The organism is Wenjunlia tyrosinilytica (genome assembly GCF_014646055.1).
Lineage (GTDB): Bacteria > Actinomycetota > Actinomycetes > Streptomycetales > Streptomycetaceae > Wenjunlia > Wenjunlia tyrosinilytica.
In genome coordinates this window covers 112,052-133,158 of the sequence record NZ_BMMS01000019.1, presented here as the reverse complement: position 1 = coordinate 133,158, position 21,107 = coordinate 112,052, and the positions used below count along the sequence as shown (strand labels likewise).

At 70.9% G+C, this 21,107-nt stretch carries 17 protein-coding genes and 2 riboswitches; of the genes, 6 read left to right on the top strand and 11 right to left on the bottom strand.

Features of this window, described 5'->3' with window-relative positions; translation table 11 throughout:
* Window positions 1-32: 32 nt before the first annotated feature.
* The 6 genes from IEY86_RS21950 to IEY86_RS21925 form a co-directional block, all read right to left on the bottom strand.
* Window positions 33-692, bottom strand: a complete 660-nt coding sequence (locus tag IEY86_RS21950; RefSeq protein ID WP_189133509.1) for a trimeric intracellular cation channel family protein — start codon at window positions 690-692, stop codon at window positions 33-35.
* A gap of 24 nt (window positions 693-716) precedes the next feature.
* Window positions 717-1,850 (bottom strand): ABC transporter ATP-binding protein, encoded by a 1,134-nt coding sequence (locus IEY86_RS21945; protein ID WP_308425160.1) that lies wholly within the window; start codon window positions 1,848-1,850, stop codon window positions 717-719.
* 86 nt (window positions 1,851-1,936) lie between these two features.
* The gene (locus tag IEY86_RS21940; protein WP_189133508.1) at window positions 1,937-3,016 is read right to left on the bottom strand and encodes an ABC transporter ATP-binding protein; all 1,080 of its coding nucleotides are present in this window, start codon (window positions 3,014-3,016) and stop codon (window positions 1,937-1,939) included.
* Window positions 3,013-3,987, bottom strand: a complete 975-nt coding sequence (locus tag IEY86_RS21935) for an ABC transporter permease (protein WP_373287070.1) — start codon at window positions 3,985-3,987, stop codon at window positions 3,013-3,015. The genes IEY86_RS21940 and IEY86_RS21935 overlap by 4 nt, the downstream gene beginning before the upstream one ends.
* Window positions 3,988-4,144: 157 nt before the next feature.
* Window positions 4,145-5,917, bottom strand: coding sequence for an ABC transporter substrate-binding protein (locus tag IEY86_RS21930; protein WP_189133506.1), 1,773 nt, complete (start codon window positions 5,915-5,917; stop codon window positions 4,145-4,147).
* 136 nt (window positions 5,918-6,053) lie between these two features.
* On the bottom strand, window positions 6,054-7,052 hold the full coding sequence (locus IEY86_RS21925) for an ABC transporter permease (RefSeq protein WP_189133505.1): 999 nt from the start codon (window positions 7,050-7,052) through the stop codon (window positions 6,054-6,056).
* Window positions 7,053-7,493: 441 nt separating this feature from the next.
* On the opposite strand from IEY86_RS21925, the gene IEY86_RS21920 reads away from it, so the two are divergent.
* The gene (locus IEY86_RS21920) at window positions 7,494-9,032 is read left to right on the top strand and encodes a DUF885 family protein (protein WP_189133504.1); all 1,539 of its coding nucleotides are present in this window, start codon (window positions 7,494-7,496) and stop codon (window positions 9,030-9,032) included.
* 39 nt (window positions 9,033-9,071) lie between these two features.
* Here IEY86_RS21920 and IEY86_RS21915 read toward each other — a convergent pair whose 3' ends face one another.
* Entirely contained in the window at window positions 9,072-9,929 is an 858-nt protein-coding gene (locus IEY86_RS21915) for an enhanced serine sensitivity protein SseB C-terminal domain-containing protein (protein WP_189133503.1), read from the bottom strand.
* Between the two features lie 141 nt (window positions 9,930-10,070).
* Complete coding sequence (locus IEY86_RS21910) at window positions 10,071-10,898, bottom strand: enhanced serine sensitivity protein SseB (RefSeq protein WP_189133502.1); 828 nt, start codon at window positions 10,896-10,898, stop codon at window positions 10,071-10,073.
* A 343-nt stretch (window positions 10,899-11,241) separates the two neighbouring features.
* On the opposite strand from IEY86_RS21910, the gene IEY86_RS21905 reads away from it, so the two are divergent.
* Window positions 11,242-11,931, top strand: a complete 690-nt coding sequence (locus IEY86_RS21905) for a hypothetical protein (RefSeq protein WP_189133501.1) — start codon at window positions 11,242-11,244, stop codon at window positions 11,929-11,931.
* Window positions 11,932-12,043: 112 nt separating this feature from the next.
* On the opposite strand, the gene IEY86_RS21900 is transcribed toward IEY86_RS21905, so the two are convergent.
* Entirely contained in the window at window positions 12,044-12,685 is a 642-nt protein-coding gene (locus IEY86_RS21900; RefSeq protein WP_229698653.1) for an AAA family ATPase, read from the bottom strand.
* Between the two features lie 474 nt (window positions 12,686-13,159).
* Window positions 13,160-13,266: riboswitch (glycine riboswitch) on the top strand.
* 1 nt (window position 13,267) lies between these two features.
* A riboswitch (glycine riboswitch) is annotated at window positions 13,268-13,384 on the top strand.
* 30 nt (window positions 13,385-13,414) lie between these two features.
* Between IEY86_RS21900 and gcvT the strand changes: the two genes are divergently transcribed.
* From gcvT to IEY86_RS21880, 4 genes are all read left to right on the top strand, one after another.
* Window positions 13,415-14,536: a glycine cleavage system aminomethyltransferase GcvT gene (gene gcvT / locus IEY86_RS21895; RefSeq protein ID WP_189133500.1), complete on the top strand. Its 1,122-nt coding sequence runs from the start codon at window positions 13,415-13,417 to the stop codon at window positions 14,534-14,536.
* A gap of 154 nt (window positions 14,537-14,690) precedes the next feature.
* On the top strand, window positions 14,691-15,071 hold the full coding sequence (gene gcvH / locus IEY86_RS21890) for a glycine cleavage system protein GcvH (RefSeq protein ID WP_189133499.1): 381 nt from the start codon (window positions 14,691-14,693) through the stop codon (window positions 15,069-15,071).
* A 104-nt stretch (window positions 15,072-15,175) separates the two neighbouring features.
* Window positions 15,176-16,444, top strand: a complete 1,269-nt coding sequence (gene glyA, locus IEY86_RS21885; RefSeq protein ID WP_189133498.1) for a serine hydroxymethyltransferase — start codon at window positions 15,176-15,178, stop codon at window positions 16,442-16,444.
* A gap of 199 nt (window positions 16,445-16,643) precedes the next feature.
* Window positions 16,644-18,026, top strand: a complete 1,383-nt coding sequence (locus IEY86_RS21880; protein WP_189133497.1) for an L-serine ammonia-lyase — start codon at window positions 16,644-16,646, stop codon at window positions 18,024-18,026.
* Window positions 18,027-18,226: 200 nt separating this feature from the next.
* Here IEY86_RS21880 and IEY86_RS21875 read toward each other — a convergent pair whose 3' ends face one another.
* Together IEY86_RS21875 and IEY86_RS21870 are read right to left on the bottom strand one after the other, a co-directional pair.
* The gene (locus tag IEY86_RS21875) at window positions 18,227-18,571 is read right to left on the bottom strand and encodes a hypothetical protein (protein WP_189133496.1); all 345 of its coding nucleotides are present in this window, start codon (window positions 18,569-18,571) and stop codon (window positions 18,227-18,229) included.
* A gap of 195 nt (window positions 18,572-18,766) precedes the next feature.
* Window positions 18,767-21,085: an MMPL family transporter gene (locus IEY86_RS21870; RefSeq protein WP_189133495.1), complete on the bottom strand. Its 2,319-nt coding sequence runs from the start codon at window positions 21,083-21,085 to the stop codon at window positions 18,767-18,769.
* Window positions 21,086-21,107: the final 22 nt, after the last annotated feature.

The window sequence follows — 21,107 nt, the reverse complement described above, 5'->3', positions numbered from 1 at the left end:
CCACGCGGGTGGCGCGGGCGCCGTGGCGGTGCCTACGCGTCCGACTCCTTGGCCGCGCTGCTGCGGTGCCAGGCCCTGGGCGCCCGCCACTCGAAGCGGATCGCCAGCAGCCGCAGGACGAACGCCACGACCGCCGACAGCGTCCCGGTCGTGGCGTTGAACTCGTCGAACCTGATCAGGAGCGCCACCAGCGTGGCCCCCACCATCGCCGGCACCGCGTAGATCTCGTCCCAGCGCAGGAGCGAGGGCACCTGGTTGGCGAGAACGTCACGCACCACACCGCCGCCCGCCGCCGTGGCCACGCCCAGGGCGGCGGAGGGCACCAGGCCGAGCCCGTAGGCGTACGCCTTGATCGTGCCCGTCACACAGAACAGGCCGAGGCCGGCCGCGTCGAAGAACTGCACCGCCTTGTTGATCCGCTCCACCTCCGGGTGGAGGAAGAAGACCAGGGCGGCCGCCACCAGCGGGGTGAAGAAGAACCACATGTCCGTGAAGGCGGCGGGCGGGACCGCCCCGATCAGCACATCGCGCAGGACCCCTCCGCCCAGCGCCGTGACCTGGGCGAGCACGGCGATGCCGAAGATGTCGAAGTTCTTGCGCACGGCGAGCAGACCACCGGAGATCGCGAAGACGAAGATCCCGATGATGTCGAGGGTGTGTTGCAGGTGGGGCGTATACAGATCGGACGGCACCCCGCAGTTCTACCCTGCGACCGGCTAGGGGCTCTTGTCCGGGGCCGGGGCTCCTTCCTCCCCGCCGCCTTCCGGGGAAGCCTTGGAAGCCTTCTCCGGCGGTACCTCCTCGACGTCCCGGTAGGGCTCCGAGGGAGCGTTCTCCGGGAAGTGGCAGGCCACCCGATGTCCGGTGCGCAGCGCCACGAGCGGTGGCTCCTCCCCCCGGCACCGGTCCTGGGCCTTCCAGCACCGGGTGTGGAAGCGGCAGCCGGACGGCGGTGCGATGGGGCTCGGGACATCGCCGGTCAGCAGGATGCGTTCGCGCTTGGTGCGCCTGGCGGGGTCGGGGATGGGCACCGCTGACATCAGGGCGACGGTGTACGGGTGCATGGGCCGGGTGTAGAGCGAGCGCTGGTCGGCCAGCTCCACGATCTTGCCCAGGTACATCACCGCGATGCGGTCCGAGACGTGCCGGACCACGGACAGATCGTGGGCGATGATCACGTACGTGAGGCCGAACTCGTTCTGGAGGTCGTCCAGGAGGTTCACCACCTGCGCCTGGATCGACACGTCCAGCGCGGAGACCGGCTCGTCGGCGACGATCAGGCGGGGGCGCAGCGCGAGGGCCCTGGCGATGCCGATGCGCTGGCGCTGGCCGCCGGAGAACTCGTGGGGGTAGCGGTTGTAGTGCTCGGGGTTGAGGCCGACGAGCTCCAGCAGTTCCTGGACGGCCCGCTTGGTCCCGTTCTCCGTGCGCACCTTCTGGAGCCGGTACGGGGCGCCGACGATGGAGCCCACGGTGTGCCGGGGGTTGAGGGACGAGTAGGGGTCCTGGAAGATCATCTGGACGTCCCGGCGCATCGGGCGCATCGCCGCGGTACCGAGGTGGGTGATGTCCCGCCCCTCGAAGGTGATCCTCCCGGCGGTCGGCTCCAGCAGCCGGGTGATCAGGCGGCCCGTCGTGGACTTGCCGCAGCCGGACTCCCCCACCACGCCCAGTGTCTCGCCGGGCGCCACCTCGAAGTCGACGCCGTCCACGGCCTGCACCGCGCCGACCTGCCTGCGCAACAGCCCCTTGTGAATCGGGAAGTGCTTGACCAGCCCCTCCACCCTCAGCAGCGGCTCCGCGTCCGACGCCGGGGCGGGGCCCGGCACCTTGTCCACGGCCACGGCCACGTCGGCCTCCTCTGCGTGCTCGTCGTTCCGAGCCTCGGGGGTCACATCTTCGGCGGTCACAGCTTCAGGGGTCACAGCTTCGGGAGTCACAGCTTCGGGGCGATCTCTTCGGTCCAGACCCGGCTCCGCTCCTCGGCGGCCATGTGGCACGCCGCCTCATGGCGTGGGCCGACCTCACGCAGGACCGGGACCTCGGTGCGGGTGACGGCGCCGACCCGCTCGCCGTAGGGGCAGCGCGGATGGAAGGCGCAGCCGGAGGGGACGTTGATCAGGCTGGGCGGGGATCCCTTGACCGGGATGAGCCGGTCGGAGCGCTCGCGGTCCAGACGCGGCATCGAGCCCAGAAGGCCCCAGGTGTAGGGGTGCCGGGGGGTGGTGAAGACCTGCTCGGCCGGGCCCTTCTCGACGCAGCGGCCCGCGTACATCACCAGGATGTCGTCCGCGAGCTCGGCGACGACTCCCAGGTCATGGGTGATGATGATCACCGCGGAGCCGAACTCCTTCTGGAGGTCGCGGATCAGGTCGAGGATCTGCGCCTGCACGGTCACGTCGAGGGCGGTGGTCGGCTCGTCGGCGATGAGGAGTTCGGGATTGTTGACCAGCGCCATGGCGATCATCACGCGCTGGCGCATGCCGCCGGAGAACTGGTGCGGGTAGTCCTTGGCGCGTTTGTCCGGCTGCGGGATGCCGACGCGGTCGAGGAGTTCCACCGCCCTTTTGCGTGCGGCCTGCCTGGTCACCTCGTTGTGGACCCGGTACGCCTCGACGATCTGGTGGCCGATGGTGAAGTACGGGTGCAGCGCGGACAGCGGGTCCTGGAAGATCATCGCCATCTCGCGGCCGCGCAGCCTGCGGACCTCGTCGGGGTCGCTGCCGAGAAGCTCCTTGCCGTCGAGCCAGATCTCGCCGGAGAGCCGGGCGCGGACCTGATTGCCGTGCAGTCCGGCGGTGTGCAGGCCCATCACGGCGAGCGAGGTGACGGACTTGCCCGAGCCCGACTCACCGACGATGCCGAGGGTGCGGCCCTTGTCCAGCGTGAAGGAGAGCCCGTCGACCGATTTGACCAGGCCGTCGTCGGTCGGGAAGTGCACACGCAGGTCGCGCACGGCGAGGAACTGCCCAGCGGGGGCCCTCGGGGCGACCAGCTCCGGCTGATTGATCGTCATGAGAGCCTCACTCGGGGGTCGATCACGGCGTAGAGGAGGTCCACGACGAGGTTGGCGATCACGATGAAGAAGGCGGCGATCAAGGTGACGCCCAGGATGATCGGCAGGTCCTTGTCGCTGATGGCCCGCACCGCCCCCTGGCCGAGGCCCGGCAGATTGAAGGTCGTCTCGGTCAGCACCGCGCCGCCGAGCAGCGCCCCGAGGTCGAGACCGAGGATGGTCAGGATCGGGGTCATGGTCGAGCGCATCGCGTGCTTGCCGATCACGACGCCCTCGCCGAGGCCCTTGGCCCTGGCGGTGCGGATGTAGTCCTCGCCCAGGATCTCCAGCATCGTCGCCCTGGTCAGCCGCGCGTACATCGCCGCGTAGAGGAAGGCGAGGGTGATCCAGGGCAGGATCAGGCTCTCGAACCACTTGCCCGGATTCTGGGTCAGCGGCTCGTAGTCGACGTTGATCAGGTCCAGCGCGTAGCTGAAGATCGCCAGCGAGACCAGACCGGTGAAGTAGATCGGCAGGGAGACACCCGCGAGCGCCACCGACATCGCCGAGCGGTCCCAGACGCTGCCGCGCTTGAGGGCGGAGACGACGCCCGCGGCGACACCGCCGATCACCCACAGCAGGCAGGCGCCGGCCGCCAGCGACAGCGTGACCGGCAGTCGGGAGGTCAGGACGGGCCAGACCTCCTGCTCATTGCGGAAGGAGTAGCCGAAGCACGGCGCCGGGCAGTGGGTGACATCCACACCGTTGGCGTAGTCCCGGCCCGCGACCAGGCCCTCGACGAACTTCCAGAACTGCACGAGGACGGGGTCGCTGAGGCCCATCTTCTCCCTGATGCCCTCGATGGCCGCGGGGTCGGCCTGCTTGCCGACGAACAGCAGAGCGGGGTCGGTGCCGGTCAGCTTCGGGATCATGAAGAAGATCGCGAAGGTCGCCAGGGTGACGATCAGGAGCATCACGACGACGGCGGTCAAGCGCCGGATGAGGTAAGCGAGCACTGTGCTCGGCCGAGCGGTGGCGCCCGGAGGGTGCCGGAGTCGTCCGGCACCGCCCGGGGGCCCACCGCGCGCGGCCATCACCTGCCCTTCGGGCCTAGCGGGTGCGGCGGCTGAGTTGACGGATCCTCGAGTCCTACTTGGCGACGCCCAGGGACACGTAGTCGTACCGGCCGTTGTAGGAGTCGGCCGTGTAGACGTTGGTGAGCCGGGAGCTGCGCCAGGTGATCGTCTTCTCGTACACGAAGGGCAGGTAGTCGGCGCGGTCGGAGACCTTGTGGTTGATCTGCTTGTAGATCTCTCCCGCCTTGACCGGGTCGGTCTCGGCGATCGCGTCGTCGAACAGCTTGTTGATCGCCGGGTCGTTGAGCTCGCTGTTGTTGTAGTTGCCGCTCTGGGCGATGAACCGGCCGTCGACCAGCGGCTGGGAGAAGCCCTGGCCGGTCGGGAAGTCGGGGCCCCAGCCGGTGATGATGATGCCGTAGCCCTTCTTCCTCACCACCGAGGGCGAGCCGGTGATGCTGCTGGACTGGGCGCCGTCGATCTGGTCGACGTCGGCCTTGATCCCGACCTTGCCCAGGCACTCCTGGAGCGCCTCGGCGGTGGCGACCTCGGCGGGCTTGTTGTTGCGCACCGAGATCACGGTGGAGAAGCCACCGGGCTTGCCGCAGGCCTTCAGCTCCTCCTCGGCCTTGGCGGTATTGGCCGCGCCGCCGTTCTGGAGGGCACCGTACGGGTCGTAGTCGTCCGCGCCCTTGATGCTCTTGGGCAGCATGTTGGCGGCGATGTCGCCACCGGCCAGCGGTCCGCCGCGGGCGGTCTGCAGGGCCTTCTTGTCGGCGGCGTAGATGACCGCCTTGCGGCAGTGGACGTTGTCCATCGGCTTGACCTTCTCCGGGAAGACCGCGTACCGGATGAAGCTCGTCGTGCCGTTGTCGACGTTCGCCTTGTGCTGCTTGAGGGCCGTGGTGCGCCCGGACTGGGTCATACCGGTGGCGTTGATGTCGAGGTCGTAGTCGCCCTTGATCAGGCGCTTGTCGACGTCGTCGGCGTTGCTGTTGATCGTCACCGTGACCTTGTCCGGCAGGGCGGCGCGGATGGGGTCGGAGGACTTGCTCCACTTGTCGTTGCGCACCAGCACCGCGCCCTTGTTCGGCGAGTACGACTCGAACTTGTACGGGCCCGACGAGAAGGGCTTGAGGGCGTACTTGGCGGCCTTGTCCCGATCGGGCTTGAGCGGGGAGCTGGACGGCAGGGCGAGGATCTGCTCGAAGTCGCCGTTGGGCTTGGGGAGTTTGAAGATGATCGTCTTCGCGTCCGGGGTCTCGATCGACTTCAGGCCGAGCTTCTTGGGGTCCTTGTCCTTGTAGGGACCCTTGTACTCGCCCTTGGGGTCGAGGATCTGCTTGAGGTACGTGGGGCCGCCGGAGATGACGTCCTGCGCCCAGATGCGCTCGATGCCGTACTTGATGTCCTGCGCGGTGATCGGCGAGCCGTCCTCGAAGGTGATCCCGTCGCGCAGACGGTAGGTGTACGTCCTGCCGTCACTGGAGATCTCGGCCTTCGCCGTGGCCAGGTCCGGTACCAGCGAGGTGCTCTTCGCACCGGGCTTGTTGTCGTAGGTGATCAGCTGGCGGGTGTAGAAGCGGGAGAAGTCCCAGGCGAAGCCGTAGTACATGCGCTGCGGGTCGAGGGAGTCGAAGTCCTGGGAGCCGATGAACTTCAGCGTTCCGCCCTTGGCGGTGGACGTGTTGACGACGCCCTTCGTCGCCGCGTTGAAGCCCGCGGGCCTGTTCCCGCCGTCGGACTCGTCGTCCCCGCCGCCGCAGGCCGACGTGGACAGCAGGGCCGCGATCACGACGGCCGTACCCGCGGCGAGTGCGCGCCGCGATGAGCGTGTGGATGTCACTTTCTCGCAACCTCCGTGATTCGCGGCCCGCGGAACTCGTCCGCGGGTCCTTTTGGGTGTTCGGCCCCTGACGCGCCGCCAGGGACGGGGCTTTGCAGGGTCGGCGGTCGAGTTGGCCAGGGGTGGGGCAGCGGGGTCAGCGGTTGGCCTTCGGATCGAGGGCGTCGCGCACGCCGTCGCCGAGGAGGTTGAAGGCCAGCACGGTGACGAAGATCGCCAGACCGGGGATGACCATGAACGTCGGGTCGGTGTCGTAGGTGCTCACGGCCTTGGAGAGCATCTGGCCCCACGACGGCGTCGGAGGCTTCACACCCGCGCCGAGGAAGCTCAGCGCCGCCTCCGTGAGGATGTTCGTAGGGATCATCAGCGTCGTGTAGACGGTGATCGGCGCGACGAGATTGGGCAGCAGCTCGCGGAAGAGGATGTAGGTGCGGCCGGCGCCGAGGCCGCGGGCCGCCTCGACGTACTCGCGCTCGCGCAGCGAGAACGTCTGGCCGCGCACGATGCGGCCGATGTACGGCCAGCCGAAGAACCCGATCACCACCACCAGCACGCCCATGCGCACACCCGAACCGGTGAATCCCCAGAGCTTGTTGGGGACCACGGAGATCAGGGCGATGATGAACAGCAGCTGGGGGAAGGCCAGCAGCAGGTCCATGGTGCGGCTGATGAGCGAGTCGATCCAGCCGCCGAAGTACCCGGCGACGATTCCGAAGAACGTGCCGAGCAGCACGGCGACGAAGGCCGCGAGGAACGCGACGAGGAGGCTGATCCGGGCTCCGTGGACGACGCGGCTGAACACATCGCGCCCGTTGACCGGTTCGACTCCGAAGAGGAAGTCGGAGCTCATACCGCCCCACTTGCCCGTGGGAGTGCCGAACAGCGGGTCGATCCGGTCCTCGTGGAACTCGTTGGGCGGATGCCCCAGAAGGCTGACGATCACTGGGGCGAACACGGCGACGAGCACCAGCAGGACCACGACGACGCCGCCGGCGAGGGCGACCTTGTCGCGCTTGAGGCGCATCCAGGCGATCCGGCCGGGCGAACGCCCCTCGATCCGGTGGGCGGGCATGTCCGCGGTCACATCGGTGGGCGCCGTCCCGGCGGCCCCGGTGTCATGAAGCGGTGCGGTCATTGCGCGGTTGACCCCTCTCGCCGGGGATGTCTCGCCGGGGATGCCGACCGGACGACCGAACGACCGGTTCGGCGGACGGCCGCTGTACGAGGCGGTGTCTGTGCGGTGTTGGGTGGCGCGACGTGCAGCTGTCGGACGGCTCGACGTGCGGCTGTCTCGGTGACTCGACGTGCGGCTGCCGGGGTGGCTCAACGTTCAGCGATACGGGCGGTGCGCGGAGCAGGCCGTGCTGTGCGGAGCAAATGGTGCGGGCGGCAGGGACCGGGTGCCCACCGGTGGTCCGTGTCGCGGGCAAACTCTTCAACGACGGGCCGATCACCCGCCAGCCCCCTATGCGAATGTTTGCGCAACTGTGACGTACGCAACAGACAAGGGTTGGTTGCGGTGATGTTGCGGGTTGTAAACGGTGAACTGCCGCGTCCCGCCCGCTACCGTCGCCTCATGGATGATCGGCTGCGCGCGGTGTGCGACCTCATGGTCCCCACGGTCCGGGAGATGGCCGGGCTGCACGAGTACGACGGGCGGATGCAGGACCTGTCGCCCGAAGGGGTGCGCTCCGGCCTCTACGCCCTGGACAGGGCCCGCAAGGAGCACCCCCGGCCCCTGGCGGACCCGCACGACGAGGCCCATCTGACGGTCTTCGAGAACGCGCTGCGGGTGCAGTTCGCCGAGCTCGAACTCCACCGCCGCGACCCGTACCTTCACCTGTCCAATCTCGAACTGACCGCCTACGACCGGGAGTACGCGCCCCCGGAGGAACGCGCGCGAGCGCGGCTGGACCATCTGGCGGGCTGGCCGGACGCGGTGGACGCCGCCGTGGCCTCCCTGGACCGGCTCAGCGCGCCGGTGGCGGGGGCGCTGCTCGGCGCGGTGCGCGGGCTCGCGGCGGACCTCGATCCGGACCGGGGCCCGGAGGTCGCGGCGGCGTTGAAGGCACACGAGCGGCTGGTTGCCCATGTGGCGAGGGCCGCGGACTTCGGCGATCCGGACGCCAGGCTCGGCGGGGCGGCGCTGGCGTCCTTGATGGGCAGCCAGGAGGGTCTGGAGGTCGACCTGTCCCGGCTCGCCGACCGGGCGCAGGCCGAACGCGACCGGCTGCGCGAGCTGTTGGCGCGGGCCTGCCGTGCCTACGACCCCACCCGGTCCGTCGACGAGCTGATCCCCGAGCTGCACGCCGACCACCCCGACGCGGACGGAGTGATCGCGGAGGCGACGCGGCTGACGCAGGAGGTGCTGGCGTTCAGCCGCGCCAAGCGACTCGCTCCGCACCTCGACGGCGAGTGCCTGATCGGCCCCGCGCCGCCGTCGCGCCGCTGGTCGATGGCGATGATGACGTGGGCGGCGCCCCAGGAGCCGGACGCGCCGTCCTGGTACCACGTCACCCCTCCCGATCCGAGCTGGCCGCAGGTGGAGCAGGAGGAGTGGCTCCAGGTGTTCAGCAGGACCAGCCTGCCGTCGATCACCGTCCACGAGGTCGCTCCCGGGCACTTCGCGCACGGCCGGTCGCTGCGGCACGCGCCGACTCCCGTGCGCAGGGTGCTGCACTCGCTGTCGTTCTGCGAGGGGTGGGCGCACTACATCGAGGAGGTGTGCCTGGAGGAGGGCTTTCGCGAGGGCGATCCGCGGTTCGCGATCGGGGTGGCCCTGGAGGCGCTGGTGCGGGTGACGCGGCTGTCCTGCGCGATCGGGCTGCACACGGGGGCGATGGATGTCGAGGAGGCGACGCAGTGGTTCGTCGAGGACGCGCATCTGCCGAGGGCGGGCGCGGCGTCGGAGGCGAGGCGGGGGACGTTCGACGCGGCCTACGGGCGGTACACCTGGGGGAAGTTGGAGCTGATGGACCTGCGGGAGCGGGCGCGGCGGCAGTGGGGGGCGGGGTTCTCGCTGGAGCGCTTCCACACCGGGCTGATGGCGCTGGGGAGCCCGCCGCTGGGGCTGATCGCGTCGGCACTGGAGGGCGCTGAGCCCGGGGGCGGGTGACCCCCGGGGCGGGTGGCCTCGGGGCGGTCAGGAGCCGGCTCAGTAGGAGGGCCAGCCCGGGTGGGAGCCGGGGTGTCTCGGGGGAGGCTGCTGCCAGCCCTGCTGTGGCGCCGGGGCTCCGCCCCCGAACCCGTCCCGGTCGAAGAACGGCCGCTGGTGGGCGCGCATCCACATGGCCACGGGGTCGTACTCGTCGGCCATGGCCACGGTGGAGACGGGCAGCCCCTCCGGCGCCGCGCCGAGGGCGTGCTGCACCATCTGCCGGACGCTCTCGAGCGCCTGCGGCCCCGCGTCGTACAGGTCGAGGCCGATCGCCAGATACGGCTCTCCCAGCGCGGGCTGCACCCAGGCGCGCCGCAGGGAGCGCACGGGAGGCGTCCGGTGCGCGTTCTGCGCGAGGAGCGCGTAGAACTGGGGCAGCTGGAGGGTGGGTTCGCTCAGCTGCAGCGGACCGGCGGGCAGCCGGTCGAGGCCCGAGGCGATACGGCGCAGGTCCAGCCACGGGACGCCGACGCCTCCGCCCGGCGCGTGGGGATTGAGCCACAGGCCGTAGCGGGTGCGGAAGAGGGAGTTGGCGATGGCGGGGCCGGTGACGACCTCGTGGGCCCGGTTCCACCCGCTCGCGGCGAGCTCCTTGGCGGAGGTCACGCAGGGGGCGTAGTTGAAGCCCTCCACGTCCATGTTCCCGTACTGGGCGTCGGGCGAGCCGGGCTGCCCGTGCCACAGGAGCATCCAGACCTCGCCGTCGGCGATCGCCCGCAGAAGCGCCTCGTACGCGTCGAAACGGCCGGGCGCGACCTGGTGCAGCATGTGCTCGACCTGGCCGGCCGCTGCCGCGCCTCCTCCCGCGCCCGCGCTCACTCCGGTCCGCCCCTTCTCCCAGCTTCCGTCAGCCATCGAGATCCATGCACACGAGTACACCCGCCCGTCATCCAACCAGGTTAAGGGTCGGCGGTGGCACCACGTCCGGGGACTGGTCCTCAAGGGCCCGCCCGAGCGACCGGGGACGGGTCACCGCGGGCCGGCCCGGAGGCGGGGTCAGTAGCGGGAGAAGAACGGTTCGACCCGCTCCAGCATCCAGTCGCCCACCGGGTCCTGGGCGATGTCGAGGAGGACGAGATTGACCGGCCAGACCAGGGGGACGGCGCCCAGGGCGCGTCCGAGCGCGTCCATGGCGGCGGCCCGGTCGCTCTCCTGCCACCTGTCGAGCTCGACCCCGACGAACAGCGCGGGCTCGCCGCCCTCGATGCTGGCCAGGGCCCTGCGGGCGGTCAGGACGACGGGGGTGACGGCGAACTCACCGGCGGCGGTGGCCAGGAAGTCCACGGGCTCGATGTCCGGGTCCGGCTCCCACATGCGCACCCGGGCGCCGGTGGCCCGCGCGGCGGCGTCGTGGCCGGTGGGGCGGGTGGCGCCGTCACGGGGGTCGCCGACGGGGCCGCGGCACAGCTCGGGCACGGCGGCGGGCGGGACGGGGACACCGACCGCGCCGTCCGGGTTGACGGCGATGCCGACCTCGGGCGGCAGGCCTCGGGCGAACTCGTACATGGGGGCGACGGCGAAGGACAGCCCGTTCGCGACGCGGAGGAACTGCTCCTCCGAGCTGAAGACGGGGACGTAGGCGATCCCCTCCAGCTCGATGGTCGGCAGGTCGAGGTCGGGGCTGTCGGGGCTGCCGCCGGAGGGCAGCGGGATCCAGATGGGGGACCTGGCGAGGGTCTCCAGCAGGCGGGGGGTGGCGTCGGGATTGCCGAGCGAGGCGGCGAGCACGTGCTCGAGCTCGTTGGCGGGGAAGCCGGTGGCCGCGGCGCCCGTCGCGGGGGCGCTCGCGTCGGCCCCGGGGTCGCTCAAGGGCACGCCGGCCATGGGAGCACCGGCAAAGGGAGCACCGGTTTCGGGGAGACTGCTTCCGCTTCGCTGCGTCGGGATGCTCATTGCCGCCAAACCACCGTCTCTGGCGTTCCTCACGCCGTCTGCTGCCGCACAGGGCACCCTAACGGCTGCACGGCGAAGACGGTCCCCCGGCTGCGCACATCCGGAATACGGGACGCGGAATGGGCCACTCGACGGTCACTCTGCGCTTTCGCCGAGTTGCAGGGAGTGCACACCTCTCGCACGGTTGATCCATAGCGATACCGCGGGGAGATCCGACGGAGATCCGAGAGATCCGAGAGATCCGACAGAAGAGATCCGACAGAGAGGAACGTCAATGCGTTGCACCAGGACGGCAGCCACCGTCGTCGCTGCCGCTGTCTGCGGCTGCCTCACCTTCACCGCCGCGGCCCACGCCGTCGACCCCGCCGAGAAGCGGGCACCGCGTTCCGCCGCCCGGGCCGCGGCACCGGTCCCACTGCCGGGCCTCGACGCGCTGATGGAGCAGGCGAGCCGGCTCAGCGGGATGAGCGGCAGCCTCACGCCCGTGGCGGACCTGGTCACCTCGGTGCTCAACGCCTCCGGCGGTCAATCGTCCTCGACGTCCTCCATGTCGCCGTCGTCCCTGCCGTCCCTGTCGTCGCTGCCCACGACGCCCTCGTTCCGCAAGGCCGTTGAGGACGCCCTGGCATCGGTGACCAGGGTCTCCGAGAAGGCGCCGAGTGCGGCCTCGGGCACGGCGGCGGCTCCCACGACGTCGGGAACGGCGTCCACGACCACGCCGCCCACGGCCACCGACCGGAGTTCGGCGAAGACCAGGTCGGCGGACCTGGCGGCGCTGGAGGCCGCCATCAACGCGCTGGTGGCCGCCATCATGTCGGGCGACCCGGCAGCCATCGCGACCGCCCTCCAAGCCGTCCTGGACGCGCTGGGCCAGTTGATCCCCCAGTTGCCCGAGATCCCCACCGTGCCGCCGATCCCCTCGGCGTCGACGCTGCCCGCCGAGGCCAACCCGCCCGCGAAGTAGTCACCACCGAGCCGCGCGGGCCCGCGCTCCGCTGTGGACCTACGTGGACCACGGGCCCGCGCCACCATCGGGGAAGCCAGTGGGGCAGGCCCCTGGGAAGTCACTGGGGAAGTCAGTCGCCGAAGCGGATCTCGCGCAGCGCGCCGGCGGCGGACCGGTCGATGAGCACGGCGGAGACGCAGCCCTTGGGCAGCCGCGACCGCCTGCGTGCGAGCGGCGCGCCCCCGCACCGAGCGGCCTCCTCGGCGGCCCCGATGAGCCTGCGCGAAGCCCCCCGGTGACGGGCGAAGGCATAGGCCGAGACCCGCCGCCCGCGCGCATGCTGACCGTCGGCGGCCTCGCGGGCGGTGACGTCCATGAGGAGCAGGTGCATCCCGCCCCCGCGGCGCAGCGCGGTACGGGCCAGCCACCGCCTCACCCACGCCATGGACCCGCAGTCGTGCACCACCAGGCTCCGCCCGGACCGGACCGCCCGGTAGAGCCCCCGGTAGTGCGCGGCCCGGACGACGGGCCGGTAGACGGCGTAGGGCATCCAGGCGGGCACCACCCGCTCGTACCGCTCCCGCACATCCTGCGAGTCAATGAGCTCCACGGCGCCCCGGTCGGCGACGGTCTGCCGAATGAGCGTGCTCTTCCCGCTCCCCGGCAGCCCGGAGACCACCACGATGTCCCCCGCGGGGTAGTGAAGGGTCCGCACGGGCTCGTGCGGGACCACGGGCCCGGGACGAGCCGCGAGCACCGCCGATGCGGGCACGGGCGTCAAGGCCACCGAGGCCGACGCGGCCGCCGGGCCCGGCCGGGCGTTCGAGGACTCCGGGTTCGGGAGCAAACGGTCATCCGGGGCCGCGTGGACCGTGAGGGGCAGGGGCGGCTGGGCGGCGCGCCGGGCCGACCGGCGCAGGTCCACCGCGCCTTTCGGGCGGAGCCGGCCGCCCGGCCGGACGGCGCACGGGGCCGGAGTCCTTTCCCAGGGCTGCCGTGGCGCGCCCGGTGCCCCGGGGCCCGGCGGGTCCTGTGGTTTCTTCCGGGTCGGCAGCGCGCCCGTGAGCGCACCTGCCGTCGTCGCGTACGCGCTCCGCCACTGCACCGGAACCGCCCCTCCCCCTGCTCGTCCCCCGTCCTTCAAGAAAGAGTAATGGCGCCCTGTGTCACCGCGCCCCGGCAACGACCCTGGCTGTCGGCGTGGCGGCCGTGCAATGATGGCCCAGCCAATTCCATACAGGCCGTTCGAGGCCGCGCGGGAGAGTCCCTGCCAGGGCATACCCCGTTGGAGCAGGGCGCCGAAGGAGCAAGTCCTCCCCGGAATCTCTCAGGCACAGCTACCGCGCGGACGAGGCACATCTGAAAAGCGGACAGAGCGGCCCCCGGGCGGCTCGTCCCACCCACGGTGCAAGCCGGGCGCTCCACAGACGCTCAGGCGAACCTCTCAGGTTCCGATGACAGATGGGGAGGACAGTCCCGTACGCCTGCATTGGAGCCCCGCATGACGACCGCGCCCACCCGGAAAACCCCACTCGACGCCGTGCACCGGCGCCTGGGCGCCACCATCGCGCCCTTCGCGGGCTGGGACATGCCGCTGCGGTACGGCAGCGAGCGCGAGGAGCACGTGGCGGTACGCACCACGGCGGGCCTGTTCGACCTCTCCCACATGGGCGAGATCACCGTGGCCGGCCCCGCGGCCGGCGCCGCGCTCGACTTCGCCCTCGTCGGCAACCTCTCCGCGCTGGCCGTCAACAGGGCGCGCTACACCATGATCGTCGGTGAGGACGGCGGCATCCTGGACGACCTGATCGTCTACCGCACCGGCGAGCAGGAGTTCATGGTGGTGGCCAACGCGGCCAACGCCGAGGTGGTCCTGAGCGAGCTGACCTGCCGCGTCGCCGCCGTCGAGGGCGCCGACGTCCGCGACGACCGCGAGGCCTACGCTCTCATCGCCGTGCAGGGCCCCGAGGCCGCCGGCATCCTGGCCCGGCTGACCGACACCGAGCTGGACGGGCTGAAGTACTACGCCTGCCTGCCCGGCACCGTCGCCGGGACCGAGGCGCTGATCGCCCGCACCGGCTACACCGGCGAGGACGGGTTCGAGCTGTTCGTCGCCCCCGAGGCCGCCGAGGCGCTGTGGGAGGCGCTGACCGAGGCCGGGGCCGCGCACGGCCTCGTACCCGCGGGCCTGTCCTGCCGTGACACGCTCCGCCTCGAGGCGGGCATGCCGCTGTACGGGCACGAGCTGACGACCGCCACGACCCCGTTCGACGCCGGGCTCGGCCGGGTGGTGAAGTTCGACAAGAACAAGAGCTTCGTCGGCCGGGACGCGCTCGCCAAGGCCGCGGACGCCGCCGAGGCCGACCCGCCGCGCAAGCTCGTCGGCCTGGTCGCCGAGGGCCGCCGGGTCCCGCGCGCCGGGTTCGCCGTGGTCGGCACCGACGGCACCGCCGTGGGCGAGGTCACCTCCGGCGCCCCCTCCCCCACTCTCGGCAAGCCGATCGCCATCGCGTACGTGGACGCCGCCCACGCCGAGCCGGGCACCCGGGTCGCCGTTGACATCCGCGGGAACGCCGAGCCCTACGAGGTCGTCGCGCTCCCGTTCTACAAGCGCGCCCGCTGAGCCCGCGCCCACGCACCCCGCATGGGCCCGTGCACGGGTCCACGCACCGCGCGGGCCCGTCCAATCCGCACACCGGGCCATTGACACCGAGCCGCGAGCACCCGTCCAGCCGCCCCCAAACGATGTGCCATCCTCGATCCGGGAGAATTCCGTCATGAGCAACCCCGAGAACCTCCGTTACAGCAAGGAGCACGAGTGGCTGTCCGCCTCTGAGGGCGGCGTGTCCACCGTCGGCATCACCCAGCACGCCGCCGACGCCCTCGGCGACGTGGTCTACGTGCAGCTGCCGGACGTGGGCGACACGGTCGCCGCCGGCGAGACCTGCGGCGAGCTGGAGTCGACCAAGTCCGTCAGCGACCTGTACTCGCCCGTCTCCGGCGAGGTCACGGAGATCAACCAGGACGTGGTCGACGACCCTGCGCTGGTGAACTCCGCGGCGTTCACGAGCGGCTGGCTGTTCAAGGTCAGGCTCGCCGACGAGCCGCAGGACCTGCTGTCGGCCGCCGAGTACGAGTCCTTCATCACCAGCGCCTGACCCGCGTCACCAGCGCCCGACACGCGCCGGAGCCCGGCACCACCCACGTCCGGCGTCCATCCAGCGAGGCCCCGCCCCCAGCCCACCGGGAAGACAGACACACCATGACGGTACTGAACAGCTCCCTCCACGAGATCGACCCCGACGTCGCCGCCGCCGTCGACGCCGAGCTGCACCGCCAGCAGTCCACCCTCGAGATGATCGCGTCGGAGAACTTCGCTCCGGTCGCCGTCCTCCAGGCCCAGGGCTCGGTGCTCACCAACAAGTACGCCGAGGGCTACCCCGGCCGCCGCTACTACGGCGGCTGCGAGCACGTCGACGTCATCGAGCAGCTCGCCATCGACCGGATCAAGGAGCTGTTCGGCGCCGAGGCCGCCAACGTCCAGCCCCACTCCGGCGCCCAGGCGAACGCGGCCGCGATGTTCGCCCTCCTCAAGCCCGGTGACACGATCCTCGGTCTGGACCTGGCCCACGGCGGCCACCTGACCCACGGCATGAAGATCAACTTCTCGGGCAAGCTCTACCACGTGGCCGCCTACCACGTGGACGAGAAGACCAACCTGGTCGACATGGAAGAGGTCGAGCGCCTGGCCAAGGAGCACCGGCCGCAGCTGATCATCGCGGGCTGGTCGGCGTACCCGCGCCGACTGGACTTCGCCGAGTTCCGCCGGATCGCGGACGAGGTCGGCGCCTACCTGATGGTGGACATGGCCCACTTCGCGGGCCTGGTCGCCGCGGGTCTGCACCCGAGCCCGGTGCCGTACGCGGACGTGGTGACCACGACCACCCACAAGACCCTGGGCGGCCCGCGCGGCGGCGTCATCCTGTCCAAGGCCGAGTACGCGAAGAAGATCAACTCGGCGGTCTTCCCCGGCCAGCAGGGCGGCCCGCTCGAGCATGTGATCGCCGCCAAGGCCGTGGCCTTCAAGGTCGCCGCCTCGGACGCCTTCAAGGAGCGCCAGCAGCGCACGCTCGAGGGTTCCCAGATCCTCGCCGAGCGCCTGACCAAGGAGGACGCCGTCGAGGCGGGCGTGTCCGTGCTCAGCGGCGGCACCGATGTGCACCTGGTCCTCGTCGACCTGCGCAAGTCCGAGCTCGACGGACAGCAGGCCGAGGACCGTCTGCACTCCGTGGGCATCACGGTCAACCGCAACGCGGTGCCGTTCGACCCGCGCCCCCCGATGGTCACCTCCGGCCTGCGGATCGGCACCCCGGCGCTGGCCACCCGCGGCTTCCAGGCGGAGGACTTCCGCGAGGTCGCCGACATCATCGCCGAGGCCCTCAAACCGGACTTCGACGAGGCCAAGGGCAAGGAACTCAAGGCCCGCGTGACCGCGCTGGCCGACAAGCACCCGCTGTACCCCGGGCTGTAGGCGAGGCAACACCCCTGGGGCACCGGCGACCTGCGGACAGTGGCGCACACTGGACAGCGACCCGGTGCCCCGCGGGGTGCAATGGCCGACCACCCCGTAGGTCCAGCCCCCGTCCCCACTGGTGAGACACCCCCTCGCGTCGGTCTCCACCGAACCCGAACGTCCCTCGCACCACCCACGTACAGACAACGGAGTCCCCGTGGCCATCAGCGTCTTCGACCTCTTCTCGATCGGCATCGGGCCGTCCAGCTCCCACACCGTCGGCCCGATGCGTGCGGCTCGGATGTTCGCGGGGAGGCTCAAGAAGGACGGCCTGCTCGCCCAGACCGCCTCCGTCCGCGCCGAGCTGTTCGGCTCCCTCGGCGCCACCGGCCACGGCCATGGCACCCCCAAGGCCGTCCTGCTGGGCCTGGAGGGGAACTCCCCCCGCACCGTGGACGTGCAGAACGCCGACGCCGAGGTGGAGCGCATCCGCTCCACCCGCAAACTCCGCCTGCTCGGCGCCGAGATCGGCGAGGCCCAGGAGATCGACTTCGACGAGTCGACCCAGCTCGTCCTGCACCGCCGCCGCTCGCTGCCGTACCACGCCAACGGCATGACGCTGTTCGCCTACGACGGTGGCGGTGTGCCGCTGCTGGAGAAGACCTACTACTCGGTCGGCGGCGGCTTCGTCGTGGACGAGGACGCGGTCGGCGAGGACCGGATCAAGCTCGACGACACCGTCCTGACCCACCCGTTCCGCACCGGCGACGAACTGCTGCGCCTGGCCCGCGACACCGGCCTGTCCATCTCCGCCCTGATGCTGGAGAACGAGAAGGCCTGGCGCACGGAGGCCGAGATCCGCGAGGGCCTGCTGGAGATATGGCAGGTCATGAAGGCGTGCGTGGAGCGCGGTATGGCCCGTGAGGGCATCCTCCCCGGCGGCCTCAAGGTCCGCCGCCGCGCGGCCACCGCGGCCCGCGCCCTGCGCTCCGAGGGCAACGCCGAGGCGCACGCCATGGAGTGGGTGACCCTCTACGCGATGGCGGTCAACGAGGAGAACGCGGCGGGCGGCCGTGTCGTCACCGCCCCCACCAATGGCGCGGCCGGCATCATCCCCGCCGTCCTGCACTACTACACGAACTTCGTCCCCGGCGCCGACGAGGACGGCATCGTCCGCTTCCTCCTCGCGGCGGGCGCGATCGGCATGCTCTTCAAGCAGAACGCCTCGATCTCCGGCGCCGAGGTCGGCTGCCAGGGCGAGGTCGGCTCCGCCTGCTCCATGGCCGCGGGCGGCCTCGCCGAGGTCCTGGGCGGCTCCCCCGAACAAGTCGAGAACGCGGCCGAGATCGGCATGGAGCACAACCTCGGCCTGACCTGCGACCCGGTCGGCGGCCTCGTCCAGATCCCGTGCATCGAGCGCAACGGCATGGCCTCGGTGAAGGCGGTCACCGCCGCGAAGATGTCGATGCGCGGCGACGGCCGCCACCACGTCTCCCTGGACAAGGTCATCAAGACCATGAAGGAGACGGGCGCGGACATGAAGGTCAAGTACAAGGAGACGGCCCGCGGCGGGCTCGCGGTGAACGTCATCGAGTGCTGACCGAAAGCGGTGCGGGGTCGGAACCGCCGTGCCCAAGGAGCCGAATCGGTTCTCCTCGCACCGCGACCGCCCACGGGCGGCGGAGGCTCTTGTCCCGGCGCTCGGCATCCCCGCGGTCAGCCGCCGCCGGTCCGGCGCCTCTCCGGTCTCTCCCGGCGCACCCGACGCCGAACGGCCCCGGTTCCCGCGTGGTCTGCGGGTCAGCCGTAGCCGAGGATCAGGCCCGCCAACGTGAGCTGGGCGACCGCCTGAAGGCACACGGCGCACACGCGGGCCGCGGTGAACGGCAGTCGGCCGGACGGCCAGGCCGCCGCGAGGATGCCGAACACCACCGCCGCGACGAGCGCGGCGGCGATCTGCCCGCCGGAGACCTGGGAGCACTGCTCGCCGTAGGTGAGGCAGCGGCCGGCCCGGGGCGAGGTCAGGGCGACGACGGCGGAGCCGATCACCGTCGGGACGATCAGCGCCAGACCGACTCCCGCGGTGATGCGCAGCCCCCGGTCCAGGCTGCGGAGTTCCTGCTGTGAAGTGATCGTTTCGGACATGGAGCCATCCAACCGGCCTCGGCGCGGCCTGTGATCGGCCCGGCTACTCAGGTGGTCTGAGTAGCCGGGCCCAGGGCGTTGCCTCACCCCAGGGCGAGCAGCGCCTCGGCTGCGTGGCGCGCGATGGCCGCGGGTGTCCCGGCCGGCACCCACCGCGCCTTCGCGGGAGGCGTTCGCGCCGTCAGACGCCGTCGCTCACCCGCCCGGTTTCGGCGGCGCGCTGGTGGGCGCGCCGCGGGTACCCCCGGGCTTCGGGGGGTCCGCCGGGCGGTGGGAGAGGGCGGAGGGCCACCAGTTCCACCGCCCGAGCAGGATGACGGTCGCGGGAACGAGGAGGACACGGACCAGGAAGGTGTCCAGCAGGATGCCCATCGCGATGGACCCGCCCAGCTCCTTGATCTCGTCCGTGGCCCCCGTGATGGCGGAGACGCCGAAGGTCGCGGCGAGGATCAGGCCGGCGGAGGTGACGGTGGTGCCGGTGGCGTGCATCGCGGCGGCCACCGCCCGCCGCAGCGGCATCGAGTGGGCCTCCTCCCGGATGCGGCTCATCACCAGGATGTTGTAGTCCTCACCGAGCGCCATGAGGAAGATGAACATCAGGAACGGCAGCACGAAGTCCACGCCGTCCTCCCCCGACAGGCCGATGTAGACGATGACGGCCAGGCCCAGCGCCGCGAAGTAGGACAGCGCCACACTGGCCACCAGGTAGAGGGGCGCGACGAGGCTGCGCATCACCACGCCCAGCAGGATCCCGATGAGGACCAGGACGATGGGCACGATCTCGGTCAGGTCGCTGTTGGAGACGGTGCTGACGTCGTAGGAGGCGGGGGCGAGCCCGTTCACCCCGGCCTGCGAGGCGCCGCTGGACTTCTGCACATCGGTGACCGCGGCTCGTACGTCGGGGACGGCGTCGATCGCGGCTGTGGAGTCCGGGGATCCGGCCTTCAGGGTCGTGTAGAACTGCACGGTCTGCCCGTCGGAGCTGACGAACTGGCTCAGCGCCCGGTAGGCCGCGTACTGGTCGGCCGGGACCGGGCTGTTGGCCGGAGGGGTCGCGGGCAGCTTGCCCGGCGGGCCCAGCTCGGCGTAGAGGGTGGAGAGCTGCTGGACGGACAGGGGTGTGCCGTTCGGGTTGAACATGCCGTTGACGGAGGCGAAGACGGACTTGCCCGCCAGGTCGTTCTCGGCGTTGTTGAGATTGCTCAGGTCCTGCCACACCGACGCCGGATACTTGAACAGGACGACGGTCGGATTCACCACGGCCGGAGGGTAGTTGGCCTCCAGCGCGGCCGTCCCCGCTGCCGAGTCGCTGCCGCTGGGGCCGTTGGTGCTGCCGCCGAAGCCGTTGGAGCTGTAGCCGAAGATGCCCGCGGACAGGGCCAGGAAGACGGCGACGCCCACGACCAGGGTGGTCTTGGGCCGCTCCAGGATGTGGTGGGTCACCTTGATCCAGCCGGAGTCCGGCTCGTGCTCGTGCGGCTTGAGCTTGCGCGGCCAGAACAGCGCCTTGCCGAAGATCGCCAGCAGCGCGGGCAGCAGGGTGAGCCCCGCGAGGAGCATCAGGGCCACACCGATGGCCAGCGCGGGGCCGAGTCCCGAGTACAGGCCGAACGATGCCAGGAGCAGGCACAGCAGAGCGCCGATGACGGTCCCGGCGGAGAAGGTGATCGACTCGCCGACCCGCTCGACGGACTTGACGATCGCCTGACGGGGAGGAGCGCCCCGCTCCATCTCCTCGCGCATCCGCAGCACGAGGAAGAGGCCGTAGTCCGTACCGGCGCCCAGCAGGAGCACGGTCAGCATGGGATGGGTGACCGAGGAGACGTCGATGTCCCCCTGCGCGGCGGCCTCGGCGATGATCGGGCTGGACAGGTTGAGGACGAGCACCGGCGGGATGAGGGTGATCAGTGGCGCCAGGGCCGAGCGCAGGATGATGAAGAGCATCACCAGGATCACGACGTTCGACAGGATCTCGGTCAGCCGCTGCGCGTCCTCCTGGGAGCGCTGGTTGTCCACCGAGATGGCGATCGAGCCGGTCAGATGCTCGGCGACAGCCGAGTCGTGGGGCGTGGAGGACATGGTGTCGCGGATGTCGTCCACCACGTCACCGGCGTCCGGGCTGCTGGACGCCACGTCGACGACGATCTGCGCCTTCTGCGCCATGCCGTTCTCGGAGACGCCCTGGTCGGTCACCGAGGTCACATGCGGCAGCTTGGCGACCGACGACTCCAGTTGACGGAACGCCGACTGCTCCGACGAGGAGAGCTTCCCGCTGGTGCGCGAAGCGACCATCGTGGCACTGGACTGCCCGGGTGGGACGAACGGGGCCGCGAGCTTGATCGCCTCGGCGGTGCCGGTGTCGGAGGGCAGGAACGAGGTGTTGTCCGGATTGGTCACCGAGGCCAGGGACGGGAGGAAGAGCATGGCCAGCGCGGCCGCCGCCACCCAGACGGCGACGACGGCGTAGCGGAAGCGGACGGCGAAGACGCCGATCATGTGCATGAACGCCTGCAAGCTGGCCTCCGGGGCATGACAC